The 26,667-nt window shown below is 69.0% G+C and carries 22 protein-coding genes and 1 pseudogene; 16 read left to right on the top strand and 7 right to left on the bottom strand.

The genetic code is table 11. From position 1 onward, the window contains the following. The first annotated feature begins 71 nt into the window (after positions 1 to 71). The 4 genes from H5411_RS32230 (at position 72) to H5411_RS32215 (ending at position 6,812) form a co-directional block, all read left to right on the top strand. Positions 72 to 1,868: a thiamine pyrophosphate-binding protein gene (locus H5411_RS32230; RefSeq protein WP_220817784.1), complete on the top strand. Its 1,797-nt coding sequence runs from the start codon at positions 72 to 74 to the stop codon at positions 1,866 to 1,868. 16 nt (positions 1,869 to 1,884) lie between these two features. After that, positions 1,885 to 3,114 carry a formyl-CoA transferase gene (gene frc, locus H5411_RS32225; RefSeq protein WP_183125996.1) on the top strand — a complete coding sequence of 410 codons (1,230 nt, stop codon included), beginning with the start codon at positions 1,885 to 1,887 and terminating at the stop codon, positions 3,112 to 3,114. Between the two features lie 2 nt (positions 3,115 to 3,116). Then, positions 3,117 to 5,255, top strand: coding sequence for an acetate--CoA ligase family protein (locus H5411_RS32220; protein ID WP_183125995.1), 2,139 nt, complete (start codon positions 3,117 to 3,119; stop codon positions 5,253 to 5,255). A gap of 162 nt (positions 5,256 to 5,417) precedes the next feature. Continuing rightward, complete coding sequence (locus H5411_RS32215; RefSeq protein ID WP_101440169.1) at positions 5,418 to 6,812, top strand: OFA family MFS transporter; 1,395 nt, start codon at positions 5,418 to 5,420, stop codon at positions 6,810 to 6,812. A gap of 69 nt (positions 6,813 to 6,881) precedes the next feature. Here the strand turns inward: H5411_RS32215 and H5411_RS32210 are convergent, their stop codons facing one another. Next, positions 6,882 to 7,616, bottom strand: a complete 735-nt coding sequence (locus tag H5411_RS32210) for a GntR family transcriptional regulator (RefSeq protein WP_101440168.1) — start codon at positions 7,614 to 7,616, stop codon at positions 6,882 to 6,884. A gap of 514 nt (positions 7,617 to 8,130) precedes the next feature. Between H5411_RS32210 and H5411_RS32205 the strand changes: the two genes are divergently transcribed. The 6 genes from H5411_RS32205 to gcl all read left to right on the top strand — a co-directional run bounded on the left by H5411_RS32205 (position 8,131) and on the right by gcl (position 15,590). Next, positions 8,131 to 9,318, top strand: a complete 1,188-nt coding sequence (locus H5411_RS32205) for a cupin domain-containing protein (RefSeq protein ID WP_101440167.1) — start codon at positions 8,131 to 8,133, stop codon at positions 9,316 to 9,318. Positions 9,319 to 9,673: 355 nt separating this feature from the next. After that, the gene (locus H5411_RS32200; protein WP_167442087.1) at positions 9,674 to 10,621 is read left to right on the top strand and encodes a sucrase ferredoxin; all 948 of its coding nucleotides are present in this window, start codon (positions 9,674 to 9,676) and stop codon (positions 10,619 to 10,621) included. Between the two features lie 296 nt (positions 10,622 to 10,917). Further along, a complete protein-coding gene (locus tag H5411_RS32195) occupies positions 10,918 to 11,904 on the top strand; it encodes a 2-dehydropantoate 2-reductase (protein ID WP_101440166.1) in 987 nt (328 codons plus the stop codon). A 274-nt stretch (positions 11,905 to 12,178) separates the two neighbouring features. Beyond that, positions 12,179 to 13,003 carry a hydroxypyruvate isomerase family protein gene (locus H5411_RS32190; RefSeq protein ID WP_101440165.1) on the top strand — a complete coding sequence of 275 codons (825 nt, stop codon included), beginning with the start codon at positions 12,179 to 12,181 and terminating at the stop codon, positions 13,001 to 13,003. Further along, positions 13,003 to 13,893, top strand: coding sequence for a 2-hydroxy-3-oxopropionate reductase (locus H5411_RS32185; RefSeq protein WP_101440164.1), 891 nt, complete (start codon positions 13,003 to 13,005; stop codon positions 13,891 to 13,893). Before H5411_RS32190 ends, H5411_RS32185 begins: the two co-directional genes overlap by 1 nt. 2 nt (positions 13,894 to 13,895) lie before the next feature. Continuing rightward, on the top strand, positions 13,896 to 15,590 hold the full coding sequence (gene gcl, locus H5411_RS32180; RefSeq protein ID WP_183125994.1) for a glyoxylate carboligase: 1,695 nt from the start codon (positions 13,896 to 13,898) through the stop codon (positions 15,588 to 15,590). Between the two features lie 40 nt (positions 15,591 to 15,630). On the opposite strand, the gene H5411_RS32175 is transcribed toward gcl, so the two are convergent. Next, positions 15,631 to 16,437: a helix-turn-helix transcriptional regulator gene (locus tag H5411_RS32175; RefSeq protein ID WP_183125993.1), complete on the bottom strand. Its 807-nt coding sequence runs from the start codon at positions 16,435 to 16,437 to the stop codon at positions 15,631 to 15,633. 44 nt (positions 16,438 to 16,481) lie between these two features. Between H5411_RS32175 and cmtR the strand changes: the two genes are divergently transcribed. From cmtR to H5411_RS32160, 3 genes are all read left to right on the top strand, one after another. Further along, the gene (cmtR, locus tag H5411_RS32170; protein WP_101440161.1) at positions 16,482 to 16,796 is read left to right on the top strand and encodes a Cd(II)/Pb(II)-sensing metalloregulatory transcriptional regulator CmtR; all 315 of its coding nucleotides are present in this window, start codon (positions 16,482 to 16,484) and stop codon (positions 16,794 to 16,796) included. Then, positions 16,789 to 17,484 (top strand): cation efflux transmembrane domain-containing protein, encoded by a 696-nt coding sequence (locus H5411_RS32165; protein ID WP_220817783.1) that lies wholly within the window; start codon positions 16,789 to 16,791, stop codon positions 17,482 to 17,484. The genes cmtR and H5411_RS32165 overlap by 8 nt, the downstream gene beginning before the upstream one ends. 283 nt (positions 17,485 to 17,767) lie before the next feature. Continuing rightward, complete coding sequence (locus tag H5411_RS32160) at positions 17,768 to 18,508, top strand: SDR family oxidoreductase (RefSeq protein WP_183125992.1); 741 nt, start codon at positions 17,768 to 17,770, stop codon at positions 18,506 to 18,508. Positions 18,509 to 18,887: 379 nt separating this feature from the next. On the opposite strand, the gene H5411_RS32155 is transcribed toward H5411_RS32160, so the two are convergent. From H5411_RS32155 to H5411_RS32145, 3 genes are all read right to left on the bottom strand, one after another. Then, positions 18,888 to 19,526, bottom strand: a complete 639-nt coding sequence (locus H5411_RS32155; RefSeq protein ID WP_183125991.1) for a hypothetical protein — start codon at positions 19,524 to 19,526, stop codon at positions 18,888 to 18,890. A 405-nt stretch (positions 19,527 to 19,931) separates the two neighbouring features. Continuing rightward, a complete protein-coding gene (locus tag H5411_RS32150) occupies positions 19,932 to 20,120 on the bottom strand; it encodes a hypothetical protein (protein ID WP_220817782.1) in 189 nt (62 codons plus the stop codon). Positions 20,121 to 20,394: 274 nt separating this feature from the next. Then, complete coding sequence (locus tag H5411_RS32145; protein ID WP_101440155.1) at positions 20,395 to 20,853, bottom strand: single-stranded DNA-binding protein; 459 nt, start codon at positions 20,851 to 20,853, stop codon at positions 20,395 to 20,397. Positions 20,854 to 21,362: 509 nt separating this feature from the next. Between H5411_RS32145 and H5411_RS47140 the strand changes: the two genes are divergently transcribed. Next, complete coding sequence (locus H5411_RS47140) at positions 21,363 to 23,639, top strand: glycoside hydrolase family 15 protein (RefSeq protein ID WP_101441347.1); 2,277 nt, start codon at positions 21,363 to 21,365, stop codon at positions 23,637 to 23,639. Positions 23,640 to 24,093: 454 nt separating this feature from the next. On the opposite strand, the pseudogene H5411_RS49850 reads toward H5411_RS47140, so the two are convergent. Next, a pseudogene (locus H5411_RS49850) lies at positions 24,094 to 24,489 on the bottom strand (EamA family transporter); the annotation flags it as partial. Positions 24,490 to 24,524: 35 nt separating this feature from the next. Here H5411_RS49850 and H5411_RS32135 point away from each other — a divergent pair. Then, entirely contained in the window at positions 24,525 to 25,085 is a 561-nt protein-coding gene (locus H5411_RS32135) for a TetR/AcrR family transcriptional regulator (RefSeq protein ID WP_101440154.1), read from the top strand. A 4-nt stretch (positions 25,086 to 25,089) separates the two neighbouring features. Here the strand turns inward: H5411_RS32135 and H5411_RS32130 are convergent, their stop codons facing one another. Beyond that, positions 25,090 to 25,653, bottom strand: a complete 564-nt coding sequence (locus H5411_RS32130; RefSeq protein WP_101440153.1) for a CGNR zinc finger domain-containing protein — start codon at positions 25,651 to 25,653, stop codon at positions 25,090 to 25,092. A 107-nt stretch (positions 25,654 to 25,760) separates the two neighbouring features. Between H5411_RS32130 and H5411_RS32125 the strand changes: the two genes are divergently transcribed. Then, a partial coding sequence (locus H5411_RS32125; RefSeq protein WP_101440152.1) for a pyridoxamine 5'-phosphate oxidase family protein occupies positions 25,761 to 26,667 on the top strand: 907 nt, incomplete at its 3' end.

Here is a 26,667-nt window from a genome sequence, read left to right as displayed (position 1 = left end):
GGAGAGGCACGAGCAGACCGGGACGAGCGCGCGGGTCAGAGAGGTCCGGCGCGGGACAGGAGGAGTTGCGCATGTCGCCCACCACGACCGGCCGGCAAGCAGGCCAGCACACCGGCGCGAACGCCCGCGGGCAGACCGGGAACCAGGCCGGCGAGAACAGCGGACCCGCGGGCCAGCGCCCGCCCGCGACGACGGAGTCAGCGGACACGATCTCCGGCGGCCACCTGGTCGCGAAGGCCCTGAAAGCGGAGGGTGTGGACACCGTCTTCACCCTCTGCGGCGGCCACATCATCGACATCTACGACGGCTGCGTCGACGAGGGCATCAGCGTCATCGACGTGCGCCACGAACAGGTCGCGGCGCACGCGGCCGACGGGTACGCGCGGATCACCGGCCGTCCCGGCTGCGCGGTCGTCACGGCGGGACCGGGCACCACCGACGCGGTCACCGGCGTCGCGAACGCGTTGCGCGCCGAGAGCCCGATGCTGCTGATCGGCGGCCAAGGCGCGTTGAGCCAGCACAAAATGGGCTCGTTGCAGGACCTCCCGCACGTGGACATGATGACCCCGATCACCAAGTTCGCGGCCACCGTCCCGCACACCGCGCGGGCGGCTGACCTCGTGTCGATGGCGTTCCGGGAAGCTTTCGCGGGCGCGCCCGGACCGTCCTTTTTGGAGATTCCCCGCGACGTTCTCGACGCGCGGGTGCCGTGGGACAACGCGCGCGTCCCGCAGTCCGGCCGCTATCGTGCCTCCACGCGGAACGCGGGCGATCCGGCCGACGTCGAAAAGCTCGCGGATCTCCTGGTGCACGCCAGGAAACCGGCCATTCTGCTCGGCAGCCAGGTCTGGACGACCCGCGCCACCGAGCCCGCGACGGACCTCGTGCGCACGCTGAACATCCCGGCGTACATGAACGGCGCCGGCCGGGGAACTCTGCCGCCGGGCGATCCGCACCACTTCCAGCTTTCCCGTCGTTACGCGTTCGACAACGCGGACGTGATCGTCATCGTCGGCACGCCGTTCGACTTCCGGATGGGTTACGGCAAACGGCTTTCCGCGGACGCGAAGGTGGTGCAGATCGACCTCGACTACCGCACCGTCGGCAAGAACCGCGACATCGACCTCGGCCTTGTCGGCGACGCGGGACAGATCCTCGCCGCGGTCGCGGAAGCCGCCTCGGGCCGGGTGGACAACGGGGCGGTCGGGCGCAAGCCGTGGCTCGAGGAATTGCGCGCGGTCGAGGAGAAAGCCAAGCAGAAGCGGTTGCCACAGCAGCATTCCGACGCGAACCCGATCCATCCGTACCGGCTGGTGCACGAGATCAACGAGTTCCTGACCGAGGATTCGATCTACATCGGCGACGGCGGCGACATCGTCACGTTCTCCGGCCAGGTCGTGCAGCCGAAAGCACCGGGGCACTGGATGGATCCCGGTCCACTCGGGACACTCGGGGTCGGCATTCCGTTCGTGATGGCCGCGAAGCACGCGCGTCCGGACCAGGAAGTCGTCGCACTCTTCGGCGACGGGGCGTTTTCGCTTACCGGATGGGATTTCGAGACCCTCGTCCGGTTCGACCTGCCGTTCGTCGGGATCGTCGGCAACAACTCGTCGATGAATCAGATCCGCTACGGACAGGCGCAGAAGTACGGCCTGGCCCGCGAGCGTGTCGGCAACACCCTCGGCGACGTGCCCTACGACCAGTTCGCCCGGATGCTCGGCGGCTACGGCGAGGAGGTCCGCGACCCGGCGGACATCGCCCCGGCGCTGCGCCGCGCGCGGGAATCCGGCAAGCCGTCGCTGATCAACGTCTGGGTCGACCCGGACGCCTACGCCCCCGGAACCATGAACCAGACGATGTACAAGTAGTCGGGAGGAGCCGAAGATGGGAAAGGCACTGGAGGGCGTCCGCGTCCTCGACATGACTCACGTCCAATCCGGACCGTCGTCGACCCAGATCCTCGCCTGGCTCGGCGCGGACGTCGTGAAGCTCGAAACCCCCGGCCGCGGCGACATCACCCGGGGTCAGCTGCGCGATCTGCCCGGAGTGGACAGCCTGTACTTCACGATGCTGAACGCCAACAAGCGCAGCATCACGCTCAACATGAAAAGCGAGCAGGGCAAGGAAGTCTTCACCAAGCTGGTGTCCTCAGTGGACGTCCTGGTGGAGAACTTCGGGCCCGGCGTGGTGGACCGCTTCGGGTTCCCCTGGGAGCGGCTCCACGAGATCAACGAACGCCTGATCTACGCGTCCATCAAGGGATTCGGGCCCGGCCGGTACGCGAATTTCAAGGCCTACGAGGTGATCGCGCAGGCGATGGGCGGGTCGATGAGCACGACCGGCTTCGAACAGGGCCCGCCGACCGCCACCGGGGCGCAGATCGGCGACTCGGGCACCGGCATCCACCTCGTCGCGGCGATTCTCGCGGCGTTGTACCAGCGCACGAGCACCGGGCGCGGCCAGCGGGTGCAGGTCGCGATGCAGGACGCGGTGCTCAACCTGTGCCGGGTCAAGCTGCGCGACCAGCAGCGGCTGGCGCACGGGCCGCTGGGGGAGTACCCCAACGAGCGGTTCGGCGACGAGGTGCCGCGGTCGGGCAACGCGTCCGGCGGCGGCCAGCCGGGCTGGGCGGTGCGCTGCGCGCCGGGCGGGCCGAACGACTACATCTACGTCATCGTCCAGCCGGTCGGCTGGGCTCCGCTGACCGAGCTGATCGGACGGCCGGAACTGGCCGCCGATCCGGACTGGGCGACCCCGGAGGCCCGGCTGTCCAAACTGGACAAGGTGTTCGCGATGGTCGAGGAGTGGACCGAGCAGCGCGCCAAATGGGAGGTCATGGAGCTGCTCAATGCCCGCAACATCCCTTGTGGACCGATTCTGTCCACCAAGGAGCTGATCGAGGACGAGACGCTGGCCGAGCTGGGGACGGTGGTCGAAGTGCCGCATCCGGAGCGTGGAGCGTTCAAAACCGTCGGCTGCCCGTTGAAGCTGTCGGATTCTCCGGTGGACGTCGAGCGTTCTCCGTTGCTCGGCGAACACAACGACGAGGTGCTCGGCGAACTCGGCTACAGCGCGGCGGACGTCGAGCAGCTGCGCACGGCGGGCGTGATCTGAGGATGGCCACGGAAACTGACCGCACGGCGGTCCAAGCAATCCTGGCGCGAGCAGCCGAAGAAGGCCGTTCCGCGTTGACCGCACCGGAAGGTCGTGCGGTCTGCGAGGCATACGGTATTCCGACGCCGCAGGAACGGCTCGCTTCCTCCGCGGAGGAAGCGGTGGCGCAGGCCCGGGAACTAGGCCTGCCGGTGGTGCTGAAGATCGTGTCGCCGGACATCCTGCACAAAACCGAAGCCGGCGGCGTACTCGTCGGCCTCGGCAGCGAACAGGAAGTCGCTGACGGTTACGCCACGATTCTGGCTAACGCCAAGGCTTACGACGCATCGGCGCGGATCACCGGCGTGCAGGTGCAGCAGATGCTGACCAGCGGGCAGGAGGTGATCATCGGCGCGGTCACCGATCCGAGCTTCGGCAAGATTGTCGCGTTCGGACTCGGCGGCGTTCTGGTCGAGGTGCTGAAGGACGTCACGTTCCGGCTGGCCCCCACCAGTACCGACGAGGCCCGGTCCATGGTGGACGGTATCGCCGCGGCGGAAATCCTCAATGGAGTGCGCGGAAGCGAGGCGGTGGACAAGCCCGCGCTGGCCGGGATCGTGCACCGGTTGTCGCGCCTGGTCACCGACTTTCCGCAGCTGGCCGAGGTCGACCTCAACCCGGTGCTCGCCACCGGAAACGGGGCGACCGCGGTGGACGTGCGGATCCTCGTCGATCCGGCGGCGGCTGCGGAACCGGTGCGGTTCGGCCAGGACGAGATCCTGGCCGCGATGAACCGGATCATGAAACCGGCCGCGGTCGCGGTGATCGGCGCGTCCGCCGAGGACGGCAAGATCGGCAATTCGGTGATGAAGAACCTCGTCAACGGCGGCTACGCGGGCGAGATCTATCCGATCAACCCGAAAGCCGCGGAAATCCTCGACCGCAAGGCGTATCCGAGCATCAAGGACGTGCCCGGCGACGTGGACGTGGCTGTCTTCGCGATCCCGGCGAAGTTCGTGCCGGCAGCGCTGGAAGAGGCGGGCGAGAAGGGCGTCGCCGGGGCGATCCTGATCCCGTCCGGCTTCGGAGAGATCGGAAACATCGAGCTGCAGAACGAAGTCCTGGCCATCGCGCGCAAGCACGGCGTGCGGATCCTCGGGCCGAATATCTACGGCTACTACTACACGCCGGAGAATCTGTCCGCCACGTTCTGCACTCCGTACGACGTCAAAGGCGGCGTCGCGCTGTCCTCGCAGAGCGGCGGGATCGGGATGGCGATCCTGGGCTTCAGCCGCTCCGCCGGGATGGGCGTGTCCGCGATCGTCGGCGTCGGAAACAAAGCCGACATCGACGAAGACGACCTCCTCACGTTCTTCGAGCACGACGACAACACCGAACTCGTCGCCATGCACCTGGAAGACCTCAAGGACGGCCGCGCGTTCGCCGAGACCGCGAAACGGGTGTCGGCGAAGAAACCGGTGGTGGTGCTGAAAGCCGGCCGGACGTCGGAAGGCGCGAAGGCGGCCGGGTCGCACACCGGCGCACTGGCCGGCAACGACCGGGTGTACGACGACATCCTGCGCCAAAGCGGCGTCATTCGCGCGCCCGGGCTCAACGACCTGCTCGAATACGCGCGAGGCGTGCCGAAACTGCCCACGCCGAAGGGCGAAAACGTCGTGATCATCACCGGTGCGGGCGGTTCCGGAGTGCTGCTGTCGGACGCCTGCGTGGACAACGGGCTCACGCTGATGCGGATCCCCGACGACCTCGACGCCGCGTTCCGCGAATACATCCCGCCGTTCGGCGCGGCCGGAAACCCGGTGGACATCACCGGCGGCGAACCGCCGTCCACCTATCGGAACACCATCGCGCTCGGCCTGTCCGACGATCGTATTCACTCGTTGGTTCTCGGTTACTGGCACACGATCGTCACGCCGCCGATGGTGTTCGCGGAGCTGGTCGTGGACGTCGTCGAGGAATTCCGGCGGAAAGGCGTCCACAAGCCGGTGGTGGCTTCGCTGTCCGGAGATGTCGAGGTCGAGCAGGCCAGCGAGCACCTGTACGCACACGGCGTCGTCGCTTATCCCTACACGACCGAAAAGCCGGTCGCGGTGCTCGGCGCCAAGTACCGCTGGGCGCGTTCGGCGGGTCTGCTCTCTTGATCAAGTCCGGAGGGAGGCGTACGTTGCCCGACACCTAACCGCTGGTCAGCGGAGTGCGGCGAGGAAGGGACGCCGGGGCGCGGAGTCGCGTCCCGGCTCGGGGGAAGAACGGAGACAGCCCGGCACGGGAACCGAAGTCAACGGTGACGAAAGAGAATTCTCATGACCGCAGCCCAACCGACATACCAGGAGATCGTCGACGAAAACGGGCGGACGTACCGGATCGGGGAGAGCCCCCGGGACCTGATGGGCCGGTCCCGCAGCTGGATGGTCTGGCTGCCGTGGGTGGCCATGATGGCGGTGAGCGTTTTCGAATACGGCTGGGGAGCCGTCGAAGGAACGCTCGAAGAGAAATACGGCTGGTCCTTGTCGGACGCGTTCTGGCTGGCCAGCATCTGGGCCGTGTTCCAGGCCGGGGTCGCGTTCCCGGCCGGGCGGCTGCGCGAGAAGAACGTCGTGTCGGCGAAAACGGCGATGCTGGCCGGGGCTGCGTGCTCCGGGATCGGCTACTTCTCCATCGCGCACAGCGGAAATCTGGTGGTGGCGTTCATCGGGTACTCGGTGCTGGGCGGAATCGGCGCCGGACTGGTGTACGCGACGTGCATCAACATGGTCGGGAAGTGGTATCCGGAGAAACGCGGTGCCCGCACCGGTTTCGTGAACGGCGGGTTCGCCTACGGTTCGGTGCCGTTCATTTATCTGTTCAGCGCTTTTCTCGGCCATGAGAACGTGACGATCACGCTCGACGCGATCGGCCTGTACATGCTCGTGGTGGTCGGACTGTGCGGTTTCCTGTTCAAGGACCCGCCGAAGAACTGGTGGCCGGCCGAGGTCGACCCGATCGCGTGGCTGAAGGGCAGCGCGGCGGGGAAAGCCAAGAGCCTGTCGAAGAACCCGCCGGCGGTGCGTCAGTTCACGCCGATGGAGGCGATCCGCACCGGAATGCTGCCGCTGATGTGGGTCACCCTCGTGGTGATCGGCGGGGTCTCGCTGTTCGGGATCAATTTCCAGGTCGATTTCGCCAAGGAAAGCCAGTTCGGCGCCTTCGTGGCGGCGTCGTCGGCGGGAATCCTGGCCATTGTGAACGGTGTCGGCCGCGGAATCGTCGGCTGGGCGTCCGACCGGATCGGCCGCAAGGCGACGTTGTTCTGGGTGCTGGTGATCGCGGCCGTAGCCCAATTCGGCGTGCTCTGGTCCGGCAAGTCGCACAGTTTGTTCTGGTTCATGGTGTTCGCGGTGCTGACCGGATTCGGCAGCGGCGCGTTCTACCCGCTGTTCGCCGCGTTGGTCCCGGACTATTTCGGCGAGAACCACAACGCGACCAACTACGGCATCGTCTACAGCGCGAAACTGGTCGGCGGAGTCGGTGGCGGTGGTCTGGCGGCGGGAGTGATCGCCGCCTGGGGTTACACCGGCGCGTACGTGCTGGCCGGGTGCATCGCCTTGCTGTCCGCGGTGATGACGTTGTTCCTGCGCCAGCCCGGTCGTTCCGGCCGCGGCTCGACGGAAAAGGCGGGCACGCGGATCGCCCGCACCGCTCCGGCGGCCGGCAGCTGAGTTTCCCCCGCGGGCCCGGGAGCGACGGGACGGCTGGCATCCGCCCCGTCGCTCCCGGGCTGCTGTGCTCTATTCCGGCGCGTCCGGCCGTTCGTGGAAGGCCTGGCGCGTGCGTTCGGTGTGCTGCGCCATGATCTTCTCCGCCTTCTCGACGTTGTGCGCCGCGATGGCCTCGATCAGCGCGGCGTGCTCCTGCCACGCGTCGCGTCCGCGAGGCCGGGCGATCGGCGTGTAGTACCAGCGCACCCGGCGGTCGACCAATCCGATCAGCTCGGACAGGACCGCGTTGCCGGTCAGTTCGGTGATGTACGCGTGCAGATCGGCGTTCGCCGCGACGAGCCGCTCGCTGTCGTCGGCGGCCAGGGCCTTCATGCCGACGTCCTGCAGCTCCCAGAGCCGCTTGATGTCCTCGTCGGTTGCGCACGCCGCGGCCAGCCGCGCGGAGTGGGTCTCCAGCACCGCCCGGACGCCGAGCAGCTGGTCGGCTTCCTCGTCGGTGGGCAGGTGCACGAACGCGCCCTGCGCCGGCCGGAGGTCGACCCAGCCTTCGCTCTGCAGCCGCTGCAGCGCCTCGCGCACCGGCTGGCGGCTGACGCCCAGGTACTCGGCCAGATCGGCTTCGACCAGATGCTGCCCGGGCTCGAGCGTGCGGTTGATGATCAGCTCGGCGAGCGCGTCGTACACGACCTGCCGCAGCGGCGCCGGCCGCTCCACCCGGTTGGCGCTCTTGCCGGCGAGCGACCCCTTGGCCGTCCGGCGGCCGGTGGGCCCGCGTTCGGGCAGGGGAGAAACGGACTCGGTCACGGTGCACCTCGGGCGGGATCAGCGGCGGGATTCGAGGAACTCAGTTTTCAGGATACAGGTTTTGGTATGCAAAATCCCAGGCTTCCGGATAGTGGATGCGACCTTCCCCCGGAGGTGGGGTGGCGGGTCGTTGCACTGGGTGGGTTCGCGGACGGCAGCCGCCGCGAAGGCGGCCTGGTGGGAGTAGCTGCTGCCGCCGACCTGCCGCGGCCGTCTCGACCACGGCTACCGGTGGACTCTCTGAACAGCCGGTTCGGCCGAGAGTGATCATCGGCGCGGCGAAGATTACTCAAATGACCGATGTCCGTCCCGGCGATGTCCCGTAGCGTGAGGCGCGCCCAGTCGTCGACGTTGCGAGGTCCGGATGGCTCAAGAACGCATGACAACCGACACCGACACGGCCGCCAGCGGTCTGCTGCTGAGCGTGGAACCGCTGACCGCCGCCGTGGACCGCGGCAAGGCCAACGGCGCCGTGGCCGACAACGACGGCAACGACTAGCCGTTGTCCCGCTCCATGACGGAGATTCCCGGACTGGCCGGCCTCGTGGCACCGCTCGAGGCCGGCCAGTTCTTCACCGAGGTCCTCGGCAAGGAGCCGCGGCGGTTCCCGGGGGAGAAGGGGCGGTTCGCGTCGCTGCTCCCGTGGCCGGAGCTGGACCGCGTGCTGCGCCAGCACCGGCTGGAGTTCCCGCGGCTGCGGCTCGCGCTCGACGGCGACGTCGTCCCCGCGCACACCTACACCGAAATGGTGTCGACCCGCCGCAACGGCCTGGTCCCGCGCGTGCTGCCGGCTCCGTTCGCCGAACACCTGCGCTCCGGCGCGACGCTCGTGCTCGACTCGGTCAACGAACTGGTCGGCGAAGTCGGCGAGCTGGCGACCCAACTCGAACATGACCTTCGCGAGCGGATCCAGGTCAACCTGTACGCGGGCTGGGGCACTACGCACGGCTTCGACGTGCACTGGGACGACCACGACGCGTTCATCATCCAGCTTTCCGGGCGGAAGCGGTGGCGCTTGCACGGGGTCACCCGGCGTGCGCCGCTGCAGCGGGACGTCGAACTGCCGGAACGCCCGGAAGGCGAGCCGCACGACGACTTCCTGCTGGAAGACGGCGACGTCCTCTATCTGCCGCGCGGACACTGGCACGACGTGTCCGCCGTCGGCGAGGAGTCGCTGCACCTGACGATCGGGTTCAACGCCGCCACCGGCGTGGACCTTGTCGCGTGGCTGGCCGACCAGCTGCGGTCCGACGAACTGTTCCGTGCCGATCTGCCGCGGTTCGCGGGTCCGGAGGCGCGGGCCGAGCGGGCCGGAGCGCTCCGCCGTCGACTCGCTGAGGTAGCCGCGGGCGACGTGGTCGACCGGTTCCTCGCCGACCGCGACGCCCAGGCTCCGGCCCAGACCCGCATCGGCCTGCCGTGGGCGGCGACCGCGGACCTGCTGCCGCCGGACGACGATTTCGAGGTCCGGTTGCTCGTCCCGCGCGCCGCGCTGGTCGACGACGAGGGCACGGTAGCCCTGGTCGGGGCGGGGAAGCGGCTGGTCTTCGCCGAAGCGGCGCGACCGGTGCTCGCCGCGCTGCTCGGATGCGGCCCGCAGCCGTTCAAGGTGCTGGTCGACGCGGCGCCTGGGGTGCCTCCGGAGACAGTGCGGGCGCTCTTGCGTGAGCTGGTGGTGCAGGGGCTGGTGGCTCGGGCTTGACTTGAGGCCTCGCCGGGCGTGTCCGAGCGCTCTTGCGTCAGTTGGTGGCGCAGGGCGTAGTGGCTCTGGCTTGACTTGGGTTGCTGGTGCTGCGGGGTCTTGTGGCTATGGGCTTGACGTCGGGGTCCCAGCGATGGCGCGGGCAGCTCTTTGGGCTCGCCCCGCAGTCCGGGCCTGCGTGAGGTCTTCGCCGGGCATCCTTGGACGATGCGCGCGTTTCTGGGCGTGCTGATCGTCGACGGCGTCGGCCTGGGTTGAGCCGAGGGCCCGGCGACCAGCGCCCGATCGAGTGACGTAGCGCGACAGGGACGGGTCGGGGCGAAAGGGCACCGCGCGCGGTCAGCTATACTTAGGCATGCCTAAGCGCGACGTGCCGCACTCGGGTCCGGGGATCTGCTTCCCGGGCCGGAATGCCGCGCCCGGATGCGCCGCCCTGACGCGGGAGCTCGGTGGCGAGCCCGCCGGGACGGCCGCGCGCATGACGTCCTGGTTGCTGGTCGAGCAGCCGGGTTCGTGGGGCCCGGACGCGCTCGAAGACGTGCTGGCCAGCGTGTTTTCCCCCGAACGTCTCGACGCGGCGCGTGCCGCCGGCCTGCGTCCGTTGCTGATCCGGAAGCCGGGTCGCCACGTGCGGGCGCCCGGTGCACCGCGCACGGTGTATGTCGCCAGCGGACTGCCCGGCAACCGCTGGACGGAACGGCTCGACATCGCTGACCTGGCCGAACTCGCTCATCTCGACCTCGAAGCCGTCGCCGCCGGACGCCGCGGGCACGGCGAACCGGTGTCCGGCCCGCTCTTTCTCGTGTGCACCCACGGCAGCAAGGACATGTGCTGCGCGGTTTTCGGCCGTCCGCTGGCGACCAGCCTGGCGCAAAACCATCCCGGGCGGGTGTGGGAAGTCAGCCACGTCGGCGGGGACCGGTGGGCAGGCAACCTCCTGACCGTGCCCGACGGCTGTCTCCACGGCAGCCTCGCGGTGCCCGACGCCGAACTGGCCGCGAAGGAAGCACTCAGCGGCAACGTCCGGCTGGAGAACCTGCGCGGCCGCACCTCGGCGGAGAGCGCGTGGTCGCAGTTCGCCGAGATCGAGATCCGCGGACGTACAGGCTTGCGTGGCCTCGACGCGGTGCTGGCCGTGGCGGAGGAATCCCTGGGCGACACCCGAAACGTGCTGGTGAATGCGGGCGGACGGCGGTACGAGGTAGCGGTGCGCCGGACGGTTTCGACGGCCTCCGGACAGACCCGATGCACCGCGCGGCTGGTGCTGACCGGGTTCGTCGCGGAGTCGGTGCGCGAGGTCTGACCTCGGCCACGGCTCGGTACGCGGTGCCGCGCGGCGAGGAACTCCAGCCAGTGCCGGGGCCGTGACTGCGGTCGGCATGGGGCGTTCGTTCCCGCGTCGCCACGCACGAGACCCCTCCGGCACCGTCATCGCCAGCTGCCTAGCCGCGGGCTGACCTGGCCGAGACGGGCGGGCCAACCTGGCCGACACCGCAGTTCGTCATCGCCGCTTCCGATGACCAGAGCCTAGCTTCGCAGTCACCAAACGGGATACTGTATGCAATCTAACATCGGCAGGATCCCGACCGGGAGGCAACCATGCGGGTGGCGGTTCTGGGCGCAGGAGCGATCGGCGCGTACGTCGGCGCGGCCCTCCATCGCGGCGGCACCGAGGTCCACCTCATCGCCCGCGGTGCGCATCTCGCCGCGATGGCGGCGGACGGGGTGCGTGTCCGGAGCCCTCGCGGCGACTTCACCGCGCGTCCGCATGTGACGTCTGATCCGCGCGAGGTCGGGCCGGTCGACTACGTTTTCCTTGGCCTCAAAGCGCATTCCTACCCGGACTGTGGTGCCCTTCTCGAGCCGCTGCTGCGGGAGAACACCGCGCTCGTCGCGGCGCAGAACGGCATTCCGTGGTGGTACTTCCACGGGCTGACCGGTCATCCGCTGGCCGGGCACCGCGTCGAAGCGGTCGATCCGGGCGGGGCGACCAGTCGGGTGCTCGCCGTCGAGCGGGCGATCGGCTGTGTCGTCTACTGCTCGACCGTCATCGAGGAGCCGGGCGTCATCCGGCATCTCGAGGGCACGCGGTTTTCCCTCGGCGAACCGTCCGGGGAAATCTCCGTCCGCTGCCGGAACCTCGCCGACGCGATGGTCGCGGGCGGGCTCAAGGCGCCGGTCGAGCCGCGGCTGCGCGACGACATCTGGGTCAAGCTGATGGGCAACGTCGCGTTCAACCCGCTTTCCGCGCTCACCCGGGCGACCATGGCGCAGATGTGCGAGCACGACGAAACGCGCGCGCTCGTCGCGACGATGATGGCCGAAACCCTCGCGATCGCCCGTGCCGCGGGCGCGGACCCGCAGGTCTCGGTCGAGAAGCGGATCGACGGCGCGTGGCGCGTCGGGCACCACAAGACGTCCATGCTGCAGGACTTGGAAGCGGGCAAACCGCTGGAGATCGACGCGATCATCGGTGCGGTCGTGGAAGTCGCGGAGCTCACCGGCGTCGATGCTCCCGCCTTGCGGCACGTGCACGCCGCGATCTCGTTGCTCAATCGCACGGCGACGGCGATTCCGTTCGGCTGAAACGAAAAGCACGCAATCGTCCACTGTGGAGCACAACACTGTGGACAGTCCAAATTAGATTCACGCCTCGCCGCGCGACTGTCGGGCAGGGCGTGTCCAGGCCGCGGCATTCGAGGCAGGCGAAGCCGCGATGGATCTTGCTGCCCTCCTGCCGCGAGGAAACCTGCCCGCTTCCCGTTGACCGGAGCCTCCGCGTCCAGCTATTCTCGAACTACGGAAGAAAACTTCCACAAAGCGAAATTAGCTGATCGAGATGTGAGGAGCCGAGGTACTCATGACCGGTCCCGCCGGGGAGCGGCACTCGCTGCCCTACACCGCCAACCTGTCGATCCTGTTCACGGAACTCCCGCTGCTCGAGCGCGCGCAGGCCGCTCGGGCAGCGGGCTTCACGCGGGTGGAGTACTGGTGGCCGTTCGACGGCGCCGACCCGTCCGGGGAGGAGGTCGACCGGTTCGCGCGGTCGATCGAGCAGGCGGGCGTCCAGCTGACCGGGCTGAACTTCTACGCGGGCGACATGGCCGCGGGCGAGCGCGGGCTCGTGTCGTGGGTCGGCCGCGAGGCGGAGTTCGCGACGAGCCTGACGATCGCGCTCGGGCTTGCCGAACGGCTCGGCTGCCGCAGCTTCAACGCGCTGTACGGCAACCGGATCGACGGGATCGCACCGTCCGAACAGGACGATCTGGCCCGCACGCACCTCGCGACCGCGGCGAAGGCGGCCGACGGCATCGGCGCGCAGCTGGTGCTCGAACCGCTGTCCGGCACCCCGGCGTACCCGCTGAAGACCGCGGCCGACGCGGTCGCGGTGCTCGACGAGCTGGGCCTGGACAACGTCCGGCTGCTCGCGGACCTCTACCACCTGGCGGTCAACGGCGACGACCTCGACACCGTGATCGCCCGCTACACCCCGCGCACCGGGCACGTGCAGATCGCCGACGCGCCGGGCCGGCACCAGCCGGGCACGGGGGAGCTGGATCTCGAAGGACATCTGGAAAAACTGCAGGCGGCCGGCTACGCCGGAGAAGTGGGCATCGAGTACAAACCGGACGGATCCACTGTGGACTCGCTGGCCTGGCTGCCGTACGAGCGAAGGGGAAACTGATGAGCAGGATCGGGTTCATCGGACTGGGCGTGATGGGCACGCCGATGGCCGCGCACCTGGCCGCCGCCGGACACGAGGTGAGCGGGTTCGACCTCAACGCCGACGCGCTGGCCAAACTGGAGGCCGCCGGCGGACGCGCGGCGAAGGACGTCGCCGACGCGGTGTCCGGGGCCGAGGTCGTCATCACCATGCTGCCGAACCACCCGCAGGTCGAGCAGGTCGTGCTCGCCCCGGGCGGCGTGCTGGACACGATCGCGCCCGGCACGCTGCTGGCCGACATGAGCACCATCCGGCCGGAGACGTCGATCGAGGTCGCGAAAGCCGGTGCGGCCAAGGGAATCCGCGTGCTGGACGCTCCGGTGTCCGGCGGCCAAGCCGGAGCCGAGCAGGCCGCTCTGTCCATTATGGTCGGTGGCGACGAGGCCGATTTCGCCGCGGCGAAGCCGGTTTTCGACACGCTCGGCAAGACCGTGGTGCACGTCGGGCCGCACGGCGCGGGCCAGGTCGTGAAGGCGGCCAACCAGCTGGTGGTCGGCGGGACGTACGCGCTGGTCGCCGAGGCGATCGTGCTGCTGGAAGCGTCCGGAGTGGACGCGGGCACCGGGCTCGACGTGCTGGCGGGCGGTCTCGCCGGCAGCCGGATCCTGGAACTGAAGCGGAAGTCGATGGTCGCGCGGCAGTTCGAGCCGGGCTTCCGGATCGACCTGCACCACAAGGACATGGGCATCGCGCTGGCCGCGGCCCGGCAGTCCGACGTGGCGCTGCCGCTGACCGGCCTGGTCGCGCAGCTGGTCGCGGCCGGGCGGGCGATGGGCTACGGCTCGCTGGACCACTCCGCGCTGCTGAAGGTCGTCGAAGAACTGTCCGGTCGCTCGTCCGAGGAGGTTTGACCATGGCCCGGGTCCCCGCTATGCAGGCAGTCGTCGACGTGCTGGTCGACGAAGGAATCGACGTCGCCTTCGGCTGCCCAGGAGCGGCGATCCTGCCGCTGTACGACGCGATGCAAGGCCGCGGCATCGACCATCTGGTGGTCCGCCACGAAGAGGGCGCGACGCACATGGCCGATGGCTGGGCGCGCACCACCGGCAACGTCGGCGTCGCGATCGGCACGTCCGGTCCGGCCGGCACCAACATGATCACCGGCCTCTACACCGCGCACGCGGATTCCGTCCCGATCCTGTGCATCACCGGGCAGGCCGCGACGACCAAACTGCACCAGGAAGCGTTCCAGGCGGTCGACATCGTCGAGATCGCGCGGCCGGTCACGAAGTGGGCGGTCCAGGTGAAGGAGGCCGCGCAGCTGCCGTGGATCTTCCGCGAGGCGTTCCGGATCGCGCGGTCCGGACGTCCCGGCCCGGTCCTCATCGACCTCCCGATCGACGTGCAGAAGCAGACGATCGAGTGGGATTCGTCGATTGATTCGGCGCTGCCGGTCAGCACGGTCAAACCGTCACCGGCGCGGGTCGAGCGGGCGCTGGACATGCTGCTCGCCGCTGAACGCCCGCTGCTCCTGGCAGGTGGCGGCGTCGTGCTCGGCGAAGCGCACGAACCGTTGCGGCGGCTGGCGGAGCGGCTCGGCGTCCCGGTCGGCGTCACGCTGATGGGCAAGGGAAGTTTCCCGGAGGACCACGAGCTCTTCGCCGGCATGGCGGGCATCCAGACGTCGCAGCGCTGGGCCAATGCCGCGTTCCTGGAGTCCGACCTGGTCCTGGCGCTGGGTGCGCGGTTCGGCGACCGGCACACCGGCGAGCTGTCGGTCTACCGCGGCGACCGGAAGTTCATCCACGTCGACATCGAGCCCACGCAGCTGGGCAAGGTGTTCGGACCGGACCTCGGCGTCGTTTCCGACACGCGGGAGTTCCTGGAGGCTCTGCTGGCCGCGCTCGACGCGCGCGAGGCGCCCGCCCGGGACCGCGCGTGGGTCAAGCGGCTCGGAGACCTCAAGGCGGAGCTGCCGCGCAAGGAGGACTTCGACTGCACGCCGATCAAGGCGCCGCGGGTGTTCAAGGAACTCAACGAGTTCTACGGACCCGAGACGTACTTCGTCACGGCGATCGGGCTGTACCAGATCTGGTCCGGGCAGTTCCAGCGCGCGCACTTGCCGCGGCACTACCAGGTGTGCGGCCAAGCCGGCCCGCTCGGCTGGGAGATCCCGGCCGCGATCGGCGTCAAGAAGGCCCGTCCGGACGCGGAGGTCGTCGGCGTGGTCGGCGACTACTCGTTCCAGTTCCTGGTGGAGGAGCTGGCGGTCGCCGCGCAGTACGACGTCGGGTTCGTGCTCGTCATGCTCAACAACGAGTACCTGGGCCTGATCCGCCAGTCCGAGCTGCCGTACGAGATGAACTACCAGGTCGACATCCACTACGACGTCCACGGCACGGACAACGTGAAGATCATGGAGGCCTACGGCTGCTCGGGCACGCGCGTCGAGGACCCGGGCGAGATCCGGTCGTCGCTCGAATGGGCGCGGAAGGAAGCCGAACGCACCCGGCGGCCGGTGCTGGTCGAGATCATGATCGAACGCGAGGGCAACGCCGCGATGGGCGCCGCACTGGACGCGGTGCGCGAGTTCGAAGCGGCCGACTGAACGGGAACCGGGCCGGGGCAGGCGTGCTCCGGCCCGGTTTCTATCGCGCGGGAGTCAGGTCTGCCAAGGAGGCGAGTGCTTCGGCGTCGCGGGTGCCCGGTGTCGCGTGGAAGACGACCAGTTGCAGGGGCGCCGGGCCGGGGATGTCGAGCTTGTCGCTGTGCAGATCCAGGTTCCCGACAGCGGGGTGGCGGAAGCGGACGAGGTGTCCGGTGCGCGGTTTGACGTCGTGCTGGGCCCAGAGCTCCCGGAACTGGCCGCTGCTGGCGGTGAGGCCGGCGATGAGTTCGGCCGCCGCGGGGTCGGCGATGTCGGGGCCGAGTGCGGCGCGCAGGCCGGCGACACCATCGGCCGCCATCTGGTCCCAGTCGCGGCGGAGTTCCCGCTCGGCCGGGTCGAGGAAAATCGCGCGGAGCAGGTTCCGGCCGACCGCGTAGTTCGGCGAAACCGCTGCGGCGATGGGATTCGCGGCGAGGACGTTGGTGAGCCGGTCCTGGACGTAGGCCGGGTTCGTCGCCCACGTGGAGATGAGTTCGACGATGCTCGCGGGTGCCTGCGGCTCGGCTTGGCCGGGTCGGGGCGGGGCCGCGAGCTGATGTAGGTGCCGGCGGGACGCTTCGTCCAGACCGAGTGCCCGGGCCAGCGCGTCGAGCACCTGTGCTGACGGGTTCTGGTCGCGGCCCTGTTCCAATCGGATGTAGTAGTCGCTGCTGATTCCCGCCAGGAGCGCGAGTTCCTCGCGGCGCAGTCCTCTCACGCGCCGTCGCCCGTTGTCCGGCAGCCCGACGTCGGCCGGGGAGACCCGCTCGCGCCGGGCGCGGAGGAAGTCGCCGAGGAGGTTGTCCACTTCGCCAGTGTATTTGATTCAGCGAGCGCTGTACTGTTGCGGCTGTGCTGACATCTGAGACTCGCGAACTGGCGCTCGCCCGGCTCGGCCGGGCGCTGGCCGACCCGACGCGCTGCCGGATCCTCGTGGCGGTGCTGGACGGGGTCGTGTATCCGGCGCAGCTGGCCGCGGAGCTGGGGCTGAGCAGGTCGAACGTCTCCAATCATCTCGCGTGCCTGCGCGGGTGCGGGCTGGTGATCGCCACGTACGAGGGTCGGCAGGTCCGGTACTCGATCGCCGATCCGCATCTCGCGCACGCGTTGACTGAGTTGACGCAGGTGGTTTTGGCTGTCGCGCCGACGGACGCATGCGATGACTGAGCCCTGTCCGGACCGACGCGCGGACCCGCCGGTCGGCGAGACTCTGGCGCACGGGCCGGACAATTGCTGTGCCTCGGGTCAGTCGCGTCGGGTGGAGGCCGCGCGGCGAGCGGTCTTGCGTCGGCGCGTGCGGTGGCTGGTCGCCGGGACGATCACGTACAACGTGGCCGAGGCGATCGTCGCCGTGTCGGCCGGGACGGTTGCGTCCTCGTCGGCGCTTGTCGCGTTTGGACTCGACTCGATGGCCGAGGTGCTGTCGGCGGTGGCGGTCGCGTGGCAGTTCGCCAGTGCGGACCCGAAGCGTCGGGAGCGGGCCGCGCTGCGCGTGATCGCGGTGTCGTTTTTCTTGCTGGCGGCCTATGTCGCGGTCGATTCGGTGCGGTCGCTGTTCGGCAATGAGGCTTCGCACTCGACGGTCGGGATCGTGCTTGCCGCGGTGTCTTTGGTCGTGATGCCAGTGCTTTCCGGCGCGCAACGCCGGGCCGGGCGGGAACTTGGCTCGGCGAGCGCGGTCGCCGACTCGAAGCAGACGCTCCTCTGTACTTACCTGTCTGGCGTCCTGTTGGCCGGACTGCTGGCGAACGCGTTGTTCGGCTGGTACTGGGCGGATCCGGTCGCGGCATTGGCGATCGCGGCGGTCGCGGTCCGCGAGGGGCTCGAGGCCTGGCGGGGCGAGCACTGCTGCTGATCGCGGGTCCAGCGGTGCTGGACGGTGCGCAGAGTCATGGCCAGCGCGAGGAATACGCCGATCAGCAGCAATGCGGCAGCTAGGTCGCTCACCTTGGTGGGCCTTTCTCCGTTGGTCGTCTCGCGTTCGAGCATGGCCTGGTGCGGAGCTGGATTTCGGCGGCGCTCACGCTTCCTTGACTGCACTCCAGCCGATGTTGACGTCGCCCATGCCGCCCGACTGTGCGGACACGTGTCCGGTAAGCTATCCGGACACGTGTCCGTAAGGCGTCAGGGGTTAGGGAATGTCCGTTCTGGCAGGGAAAGTCGTCGCGATCACCGGGGCGAGCAGCGGAATCGGCGAGGCGACAGCTCGGCTGCTCGCCGAACGGGGCGCGGCGGTGGTCCTGGGCGCGCGCCGCGAGGATCGGCTCGACGCGCTGGTGAAGGAGATCCGCGACGGCGGCGGTCGCGCGATCGCGTGCGTCACCGATGTGACCCAGCGCGCGGACCTGGACCGGCTCGTGCAGCGGGCGGTCGAGGAGTTCGGCCGGCTCGACGTGCTGGTCGGCAATGCCGGGATCGCCAAGTTGGGGCCGGTTGCGGAGGCGGATGTCGACGGATGGTCGGCGATGATCGACGTGAACGTTCGCGGGGTGCTGCACGGGATCGCGGCCGCGCTGCCGGTTTTTCGTCAGCAGGGGCGGGGTCATCTGGTGACGACGGTGTCGACGTCCGGATTGAAGATCGTGCCCGGGCAGGCGGTGTATGCGGGGACGAAGAATGCCGTGCGGACGATCCTGGAGGCGCTGAGGCAAGAGTCCACGGACGGGGTTCTCCGGACGACGTCGGTCTCGCCCGGGTTCGTCCGGACTGAGCTGGCGGATTCGATCGACGATCCGGAGGAGCGGGAGCAGGTCCGGCGCCGGTTCGAGCAGTTCGCACTCGACCCGGCGGCGGTGGCGCGGGCGATCGCGTTCGCGATCGAGCAGCCGGACGAGGTGGAGATCGGGGACATCACGATCCGGCCCGCTGTGCAGAATTAGCGGCGATCGCGGGCCCGGCGGCTACGGCGGCTGGTGTTGAAGGCGTGCTTGAAGGTCACCGGGTCGTTGGCGGAGGGGATCGCTCGGCTGCACGCCCGAACCCCCGCCCGGCCACCGGCCGTGCGCCCGAACCTCCGCCCGGCTGCCCGGCTGCGCGCCTGAACGTCCGGCCACACGCCCGAGCACCCGCCTGAACGCCCGGCTGCCCGGCTGCACGCCAGAACGTCCGGCCGCACGCCCGAGCATCCGCCTGACCGCCCGGCCGCCCGGCCGTGCCGTGTGTGCGCTCGGGATTCCTGTTGTGCGGCCAAGGGCTGTAAGCGACGGGCGGCGGACCCGGCAGGTCTGGACGAACTCGGGTGCTCGGGACCGGCCGGGGTCAAAGGCAGGGCGGCTGGTAGCCGTCGATGAGAAGTTCGCGGAAGTCGAGGGCGTTGGGAGTCTTGCCGACGAAGACCAGCCCTCGGGCCTCGGCCAGCGCGGAGGCGAACGAGTACTGCGGCTGGCCCAGTTCGGGCAGCCAGGTCCAGGAGTCGGGGTCGAACGGGATGAACGTGCGCACCAGTTGGCCGCCGGTCGCGGGGATGCGGGTGAGCCATTTGTCGCCGCCGCTCCAGTGGGAGGCGGGGCGCAGCTGGACGTAAAAGTCGTCGTCGGCGCGGTAGGTCAGCCAGAATCCGGCGGAATGGCTGAGGTCGGCCTGAGCGTCGAACTGGTTGCCCAGCCAGACCACGGCGACGTGCCATTCGTTGTTGTGGAAGGCGATCTTCGCCGCGTAGCCGTCGCCCTCCGGGACGAGCAGGCTGCCGGTGGGCGGGACGGTCGTGCCTTCGCCGCTGGCCAGCCATTTCTGCAGCCGGTTGATCGACGGGGTGCTGCATTCGTCCTGCACACCGATGCCGACGCTGGCGTGCCTGGCGGGTACGGCCTGGGCGGCTGGCGCGGACATCGGAGCCAGCAGTACGGAAATCGCGGCGAGGACTGTGCTTCCGGCCTTGGTCCGGCGAGATGCGGGCATGCCCGCAGAAGCTACCCGCGGGATTCCCGGCCGGGCAGGGCCGATCGTCGTATGTGGGCTCAGTGGTATGGACCTACCTGGCAAAAGGACCAGACCACTGAGGAGGTGTGGCTTCGGCTCCCGATGACCACGCCGGACCGGGTTCCGGACTCCCTGTGCCTCCGCGTCGCGCGACGGGATGAACACTTCCTGCCGCACCTGGCCCGGTGTCCGAGGTGGCCAGGACTGAGTATGCAGCCGTCCAGGGCTGGCACCGAGCCGACCATCCCGGACCATGGGGTTGGCCTCGGCGCGTGTTGGCCGAGCGGAAAGTTCCTCGCCAAAGCCAAAGCCAAAGCCAGGGTCAAGGCCAGGGTCAAGGCCAAGGCGAGGGCGAAGGGCAATGCGAGGGCGAAGGGCCAGGGGTCAGGACCAGGGCGAAGGCCGGGCGATGGCGAAGGGCAATGCGATTGCCAAGGCCAAGGCCAAGGCCAAGGCCAAGGCCAAGGCGATGGCGAAGGCCAGGGCAAGGGCAAGGGCAAGGGCCAGGGCCAGGGCCAGGGCTAAGGCGAGGGCGAGGGTGAAGACCAAGGCGAAGGCCAGGCTCTGGGCCAAGGGCATGGTCAGGGCAAGGCACGGCCATCCCCGCAGTCGGCGGCCCCGAGCGGACGCAGCGCTGCCCGGCGGCCGATGAGCGCGACGGGTTCGGGCTCATCGGCCGGTTGGGCGACGCCGTTTCGGCGGCAGGCCCGCCGCGGGAGGTCAACCCCGGTCGCGGACATGTCGCTCGGTCCTGTCGCCGATCAGGTGTGTCCTGGTCGGCGACACCATCAGGGCGTCTGCTCGGCGACACCATCACGACGACCGGTCGGCGACGCCTTCAAGACGATCAGAATGGCGGCTCCTCACCCGCACCGATTCCGGCCGCAACGGGTGCGGCGCCCCAGCCATCCGCGCTCGGTCCGCTTGTTTCGCCGCTGCTCCGGCTGGCCTTGGTGACCTTGGCGGTGGCATACCGCAGCGACGGACCGATCTCGTCCACTTGCAGTTCGACCACGGTGCGTTTCTCGCCCTCCTTGGTTTCGAAGGAGCGCTGCACCAAACGTCCGGTGACCAGGACCCTCGCCCCTCGCGTGAGGCTCTCCGCGACATTTTCCGCTGCCTGACGCCAGACGCTGCACCTGAGGAACAGCGCCTCGCCGTCCTTCCACTCGCCGGACTCCCGGTCGAGCGTGCGCGGCGTCGACGCGACGGTGAAGTTCGCGACCGCCGCTCCGGACGGGGTGAAGCGGAGTTCGGGGTCTGAAGTCAGATTCCCGACTACCGTGATGACAGTTTCTCCAGCCATGATCAAGCTCCCTGATCTCGTGCCGCCAAGTGCGTGGCGACGACTCTGAGGATCGATTCGAATCAATCGTTTTTCGTGTAGCGACAGTGGTGGCGCATTCGGAAATGAACACGGTCGAACAAGGGCGCCCCGCAGCCGTGCGTCTTGAGCCTCTGCCTGGGTCTGAGCGAGGTCCGGATGCGGGAGAACGACGGGCTGCTCTCCGCAAGTCGGAATGGCGAAGGACTGGTCTCCGAGATGCCGCGGGACGAGACCCGAGTGAAGGCGAGCTCCGAGCCTGCGGCCAGGTTTCCCAGCACAGCGCGGACGGTCTCTCCGGCCATGGCGCGCTCCTCCGTTCGGTGCGGGCCCGGGGACGGGTGCCGCTTCGGGAACTAGGAGATCATCCGGGTACGACAGTTTCCGGGCCTCCGCGGTCACTCCATCGGGTGGGAGTGCCGGAGCCGCGCGGAGAGGGCAAGACGGTTCCCGCCGTTCGGCTGTTGTTCCGGGCCGAGGCGGCGGGCAGCATGAGCGGCATGGTCGGTGGCAAGTGGGGACGGGCGGCGGCGGTGCTCGCGGTCGTGGGGATTTCGGCGGTGGGCCAGGGGATTGTTCCGGCGGAAGTCGGGGCGGAGCCCGGCCCGGCGGCGGTGGGAGGCAGAGCGGCGGGATGGACGCCGGGAGACTGCTGCGGCGGACCGTCATCCTGGACAACAGGGGACAAATCCGCCCTCGGGACGGCCGCCGGAACTGCGAGCCCGCTGTGGTTCACCGTCGCCGGCGGTGTCACGTCGGAAGTGTTTTATCCGCGTGCGGACGTGGCGAACATGCAGGACATGCAGTACGTGGTCACCGACGGGAAGTCCTTTGTGGACCTTGAGCGCGACGCGACGCAGCACGTCGTGGCGATGCCGGACGAGAAGGCGCTCGAGTACACGGTCACGAACACTGCCAAGAACGGCCGTTACCGCATCACCACGACGTACGTCACCGACTCCGGGCGGCCGACTCTCCTTACCCGCACCCGGTTCCAGTCGCTGGACGGCGGCCAGTACCAGGTCTACCTGCTGGCGAATCCGTCCATGGCGGGCGGCGCGGCGAACGACACCGCGGCGTGGGACGGGACTGGGCTGACGGCCAGCGGGACGGAGCAGCTGTTCGGGGCCAAGACAACCGTGGCGTCGGCGTTGCGAGCGTCGACCGGGTTTGTCGCGCATGACAACGGATATTCCGGTGCCGCGAGTGATTGCCTGGTAGACTTGCGAGCACATCAACGTCTTACGAATCAGTTCGATTCCACCGATTACGGCAATGTCGTCCAATGTGGACAGATCCCGGTCGGGCAGGACACGACGTTCTCGGTCGCGCTCGGGTACGGGAGCGACGCTCAGGGCGCGGCGGCCGCGGCGGACGGGTCGCTGGCGAGCGGGTTCGGCAGTCTCGAGCAGTCGTATCGGCACGGCTGGGAGGAGTATGTCGGCAGCCTGAAAGCGGCACCGGGCAGTGTGGCGGGCGACGAGCGGCAGCGGCGCGCGTATTACGTCGCGCTGATGGCGTTGCACGCGGCGGAGGACAAGACACATCGCGGCGCGAGTGTCGCGGGTCTGGCCACGCCGTGGGGCGACGTCGTGAACGGCGACGTGCTCAACGACGGGTACCACCGCGTGTGGGGCCGGGACCTGTACCAGCAGGCGACCGGGCTGCTCGCGGCGGGCGACGCGGCGCAGGCGAAGCGGATGGCGCAGTTCCTGTGGTCCTCGCAGTGGATTTCCGCGCCCACGCAAGGCGATGGGACGACGTACCCGGCCGGCGCATTTCCGCGGTACAGCCCGGTGAGCGGGGTCCCCGGGGCGACGCCGCAGCAGCTCGGCTGCTGCGAGCAGCTCGACCAGGACTCCGACGCGATCATCCTCGCCTGGATGACCGGTCTGACCGATGCGGCGACGTACGCGCGGGTCAAGGTGACGGCGGAGCACATCCGCACGAGCGGTCCCGCGACAACGGAACGGTGGGAGGAGCAGTACGGCCGGTCGCCGTCGTCGATCGCGGCGGAGGTGGCCGGGCTCGTCACGGCCGGGGCGATCGCGCGGGCGAACGGCGACCCGGCGGCGGCGCAGCAGTGGGAGTCCACCGCGGACTCGTGGCGGGCGCAGCTCGACAGCTGGACGCGGACGAACACCGGCTACTGGGGCAACCACACGTATTACGAACGGATCGACAAGGGAACCGACCCGAACGACACCGGGCAGATCTGTTTCGACGAAGGCTGCTTCTACGAGCACGACATCACCGACTTCGGGTTCCTCGACCTCGTCCGGCTCGGCGTCCGCGGACCGGCCGACCCCGAGGTCGCCGAGTCGGTGGCCCCGACCGCGGCGGCTCGCGACGGCAACGCGCCGATGCAGGTCACGACCCCGAACGGCGACATCTACTTCCACCGGTACCCGCACGACAACTACGGCGAGAGCACGACCGCCTGCACCGGCTGGCCGGCGAACGGGCCGCAACGCTTCGGGCGGCTGTGGCCGGTCCTGTCCGGCGAACGGGGCGAGTACGAACTGGCCAGCGGGCGTTCGGCGGCGGTGTACCTGAAGTCGATGGCGGACGCGGCGAACGACGGCTACTTCATTCCCGAGCAGGTGTGGGATCGCGCCGACGCCGCGTGCTTCGGGCTGGGCCGTCCGACCGGGAGCGCGGCGCCGTTGATGTGGGCGGAAGGCCAGTACCTCCGGCTCGCGCATAACATGGACGCGGGGAAGAACCTGGAGACTCCGGAGGTGGTCCGGCAACGCTACGGCGGCTGACCCGGCCGTTCGCGACGACGGCGGCGACCAGCGCCAAGCCGAGCCCCACGCCGGTCAGCACGGTGAACGGCTCGCCGAACAACACCGTGCCCCACACCGACGTGACCGGTGCGATCAGAAACATCAGGCTGTTCACCGCCGTCATGCCGATCCGCCCGACGAGCAGCCAGTACAACCCGTACCCGCCGAAGGTCGCCAGCACGATCAGCCAGGTCATGGCGAACCAGAAATGTCCGGACGCGGGCGGAACCGCGCTCCCGGTCGCCAGCGCGAGCCCGGTGAAGATGACCGCCGAGGTGCCGCAATGGATGGCGAGCGCACGCAACGGGGGAGCGGGGACGCGAGACCGGCGTTCGAGGACCGTGGAGGCGACCAGCCCGAGCATTCCGGCGAACGGGATCAGATATGCCCAGGCCGGGGCGTGCGAAGCGGCGTCCGACCAGCTGACCAGGACCACGCCGACGAGTCCCAGCACGAGTCCGGCCCATTGCCGTCCGGTCGCGGCGACGCCGAGGAGCGGACCGGCGAGCGCCGCGGCGACGAGCGGCTGCACACCGTCGATGAGCGCGGTCGTGCCTGTGCTGACGCCTTCGCCGATGGCCCAGTAGACGGTGAGCAGATAGCCCGACTGGGAAAGCAAGCCGATCAGGACGTGTCGGCCGTACTCGCGGAGCGGCGTGCCGCGAGGCCGCAGAAACGGTGCCAGCAGCAGGGCCAGCGGGAGGAACCGCCACATCAGCACGGTCGGCACGGCCGCGTCCGCCGCGCCGAGCTTCGCTCCGATGAACCCGGACGACCAGCACACCACGAACAGGATCGCCGCCCCGACTATACCGATCTGTTTACCCATGAACCGGACTATACAGATCGGTATACACTGGGGCCATGACGATCGACTGGACCCCGAAGGCGCAAGCGGTGCTGACAGCCGCGTCGGAGTTGTTCTACGAGCGCGGTATCCACGCCGTCGGCGTCGACGTCATCGCGGCCAGGGCAGGGGTGACCAAGAAGACGCTCTACGACCGGTTCGGCTCGAAGGATCGGCTGGTCGTGGAGTATTTGTCCGCTCGCGACGCGCGCTGGCGGGAGTTCCTCGGCGAGTGGCTGGAGAAGGCCGGGCCGGAGCCGCGGGACCGGCTGGCGGCAGCGTTCGCCGCGTCCGAGGCGTGGGCGAAGAAATACGGCGGCAAGGGCTGCAGCATGATCAACGCGCACGCCGAGATCAGCGACCCCGCGCATCCGGCGTACGCGGTGGTGACCGAAAGCAAACGGTGGATGCTCGGCGTCTTCGTCGAATTGGCCGAATCGGCGGGCGTTTCGGAACCGCGCAAGGCGGCCGAGCAGATCATGCTGCTGCACGAAGGCGCGGTCGTGATGGCGGGAATGCGGGTCGCGGAGGACGTTTTCGCGCGCGCCGCGGAAACGGCGGTGGTGCTGCTGGGCTGAGCCGTCAGCGCGTCGATCGGATCTTCTCGTAATGCCGTGCGGCGCGCGCTCGGTTGCCGCAGGTGACGGAGCACCATTCGCGACGCGGATGCGTCTTCATGAAGTAGAGCACGCAACCCGGCGCGTAACAGGCACGCAGTTTCGCGGCGTCCGGTCCGCCCAGCAGCGCGATCGATTCCCGGGCCACGCGGGCTAATCCGGTGACTACCGGCGAAGTGCTGCTCGACGAACTCTCCTGCAGTTTCCCGGCCACAAAGGTCAGTTGGGGGATTGGCAGGTGGGTCACCAGGTCGTTCAGGTCGCCGAGGGCCGTGTCGAGGTCCACGGCCGGAGGCTGCCGGTCGTCGGCGGTGACTTGGGCGGCAAGGCGGCGGACGGCGTCGCGAAGCCGCCGCGCCAGCTCGAGTTCGGCCGCGGACGACTGCCGCGATCCGCGGTCGATGCCGACGTCGTCGAGCCATGCGTCGAGGTCTTCGCGGGTGCGGAGGTCGTCGTGGAGCCCGCTGGTGTCGGCCCAGACGGTCGCCATCAGGCGGACCGGCACGACCTCGTCCGGCAGCATCCCCATGGCCGAGACGGTATCACGGATGGATTGGGTTGCATCCGTGAGAAGCGACTGCTAGAACTTCTCACGGAAACTCATGGTGCGACCCGTGAGAAAGTGAGGTGGGCGCAGTGAGCCCGACGATCCAGCAGGCCTTCCATTCCGGAGAGCTGGCCGTCCAGCGCGAGGCCGGGGTCGAACGCCAGGCCGCGCGTCTGTCCCGGATGGCCGAACCGGCTGGGATTTCACCGGGAATGGCGGGATTCCTGGCCGAACGGACGTTCCTGGTCGTGACCGGACGCGACGCGGCCGGACGGCTGTGGACCTCGCCGGTCGTCGGCCCGCCAGGGTTCCTGGAAACCAGGTCGGCGACGACGCTCGCGATCCACCGGACGCTGCCGGAGGGCGATCCGTTGCACGCGCTCCCCGCCGGGCAGCAGCTCGGAATGACGAGCGTCGAGTTCGCCGCCCGGCGCCGGGTTCGCATCAATGGCAGCCTGTCGAGCGCCGAGAAAGATCGGCTGGTCGTCGACATCGAGCAGGCGTACGGCAACTGCCCCCAATACATCCAGCAACGTGTGCTGTCCGAAGAGGTCAAACCAGCTCCGGTGCAAGAGCGCACGGGACTGAGTCCTGGCGACACCGAGCTGATCCGAGAAGCCGATACGTTCTTCCTCGGCACGATCAACCCCGGCCACGGCGCGGACGCGTCCCATCGGGGCGGCGCGGCCGGGTTCGTCCGCGTCGAGGGAAATGCCCTGTGGTGGCCCGATTATCCCGGAAACAACCTCTTCAACAGCCTCGGCAACCTCGCCGCGAACCCGGAAGCCGCGCTGCTCTTCTTCGACTTCGCGACCGGCCGGATCCTGCAGGTCTCCGGCACCGCCGCGATCGAATGGGGAGAAGCGGGCCGCTCCGGCGATGACGGCTGCACCGGCCGGATCGTCCGGTTCGAAGTCCAGCACGTCGTCTCCGGCCGACCGGTGGCCCGGCAAGTCGCGCACACGCCGTACCCGCGCAATCCTCGGCTCATCAAGT

The organism is Amycolatopsis echigonensis (assembly GCF_014174495.1).
In the GTDB taxonomy this organism is placed as follows: Bacteria; Actinomycetota; Actinomycetes; order Mycobacteriales; family Pseudonocardiaceae; genus Amycolatopsis; species Amycolatopsis echigonensis.
Note: the sequence above shows the minus strand (reverse complement) of the source record. Positions and strands in the feature narration are given on the sequence as shown.

What these genes read in the sequence shown, in the direction of transcription:
- H5411_RS32195 (WP_101440166.1), top strand. Translation starts at nt 10,918, where the DNA reads ATGCGGGTGGCGGTTCTGGGCGCAGGAGCGATCGGCGCGTACGTCGGC.
- H5411_RS32230 (WP_220817784.1), top strand. Translation starts at nt 72, where the DNA reads ATGTCGCCCACCACGACCGGCCGGCAAGCAGGCCAGCACACCGGCGCG.
- frc (WP_183125996.1), top strand. Translation starts at nt 1,885, where the DNA reads ATGGGAAAGGCACTGGAGGGCGTCCGCGTCCTCGACATGACTCACGTC.
- H5411_RS47140 (WP_101441347.1), top strand. Translation starts at nt 21,363, where the DNA reads ATGAGCGGCATGGTCGGTGGCAAGTGGGGACGGGCGGCGGCGGTGCTC.
- H5411_RS32205 (WP_101440167.1), top strand. Translation starts at nt 8,131, where the DNA reads ATGACGGAGATTCCCGGACTGGCCGGCCTCGTGGCACCGCTCGAGGCC.
- H5411_RS32215 (WP_101440169.1), top strand. Translation starts at nt 5,418, where the DNA reads ATGACCGCAGCCCAACCGACATACCAGGAGATCGTCGACGAAAACGGG.
- H5411_RS32165 (WP_220817783.1), top strand. Translation starts at nt 16,789, where the DNA reads ATGACTGAGCCCTGTCCGGACCGACGCGCGGACCCGCCGGTCGGCGAG.
- H5411_RS32155 (WP_183125991.1), bottom strand. Translation starts at nt 19,526, where the DNA reads ATGCCCGCATCTCGCCGGACCAAGGCCGGAAGCACAGTCCTCGCCGCG.
- H5411_RS32130 (WP_101440153.1), bottom strand. Translation starts at nt 25,653, where the DNA reads ATGGGGATGCTGCCGGACGAGGTCGTGCCGGTCCGCCTGATGGCGACC.
- gcl (WP_183125994.1), top strand. Translation starts at nt 13,896, where the DNA reads ATGGCCCGGGTCCCCGCTATGCAGGCAGTCGTCGACGTGCTGGTCGAC.
- H5411_RS32185 (WP_101440164.1), top strand. Translation starts at nt 13,003, where the DNA reads ATGAGCAGGATCGGGTTCATCGGACTGGGCGTGATGGGCACGCCGATG.
- H5411_RS32190 (WP_101440165.1), top strand. Translation starts at nt 12,179, where the DNA reads ATGACCGGTCCCGCCGGGGAGCGGCACTCGCTGCCCTACACCGCCAAC.
- H5411_RS32135 (WP_101440154.1), top strand. Translation starts at nt 24,525, where the DNA reads ATGACGATCGACTGGACCCCGAAGGCGCAAGCGGTGCTGACAGCCGCG.
- H5411_RS32200 (WP_167442087.1), top strand. Translation starts at nt 9,674, where the DNA reads ATGCCTAAGCGCGACGTGCCGCACTCGGGTCCGGGGATCTGCTTCCCG.
- H5411_RS32145 (WP_101440155.1), bottom strand. Translation starts at nt 20,853, where the DNA reads ATGGCTGGAGAAACTGTCATCACGGTAGTCGGGAATCTGACTTCAGAC.
- H5411_RS32160 (WP_183125992.1), top strand. Translation starts at nt 17,768, where the DNA reads ATGTCCGTTCTGGCAGGGAAAGTCGTCGCGATCACCGGGGCGAGCAGC.
- H5411_RS32220 (WP_183125995.1), top strand. Translation starts at nt 3,117, where the DNA reads ATGGCCACGGAAACTGACCGCACGGCGGTCCAAGCAATCCTGGCGCGA.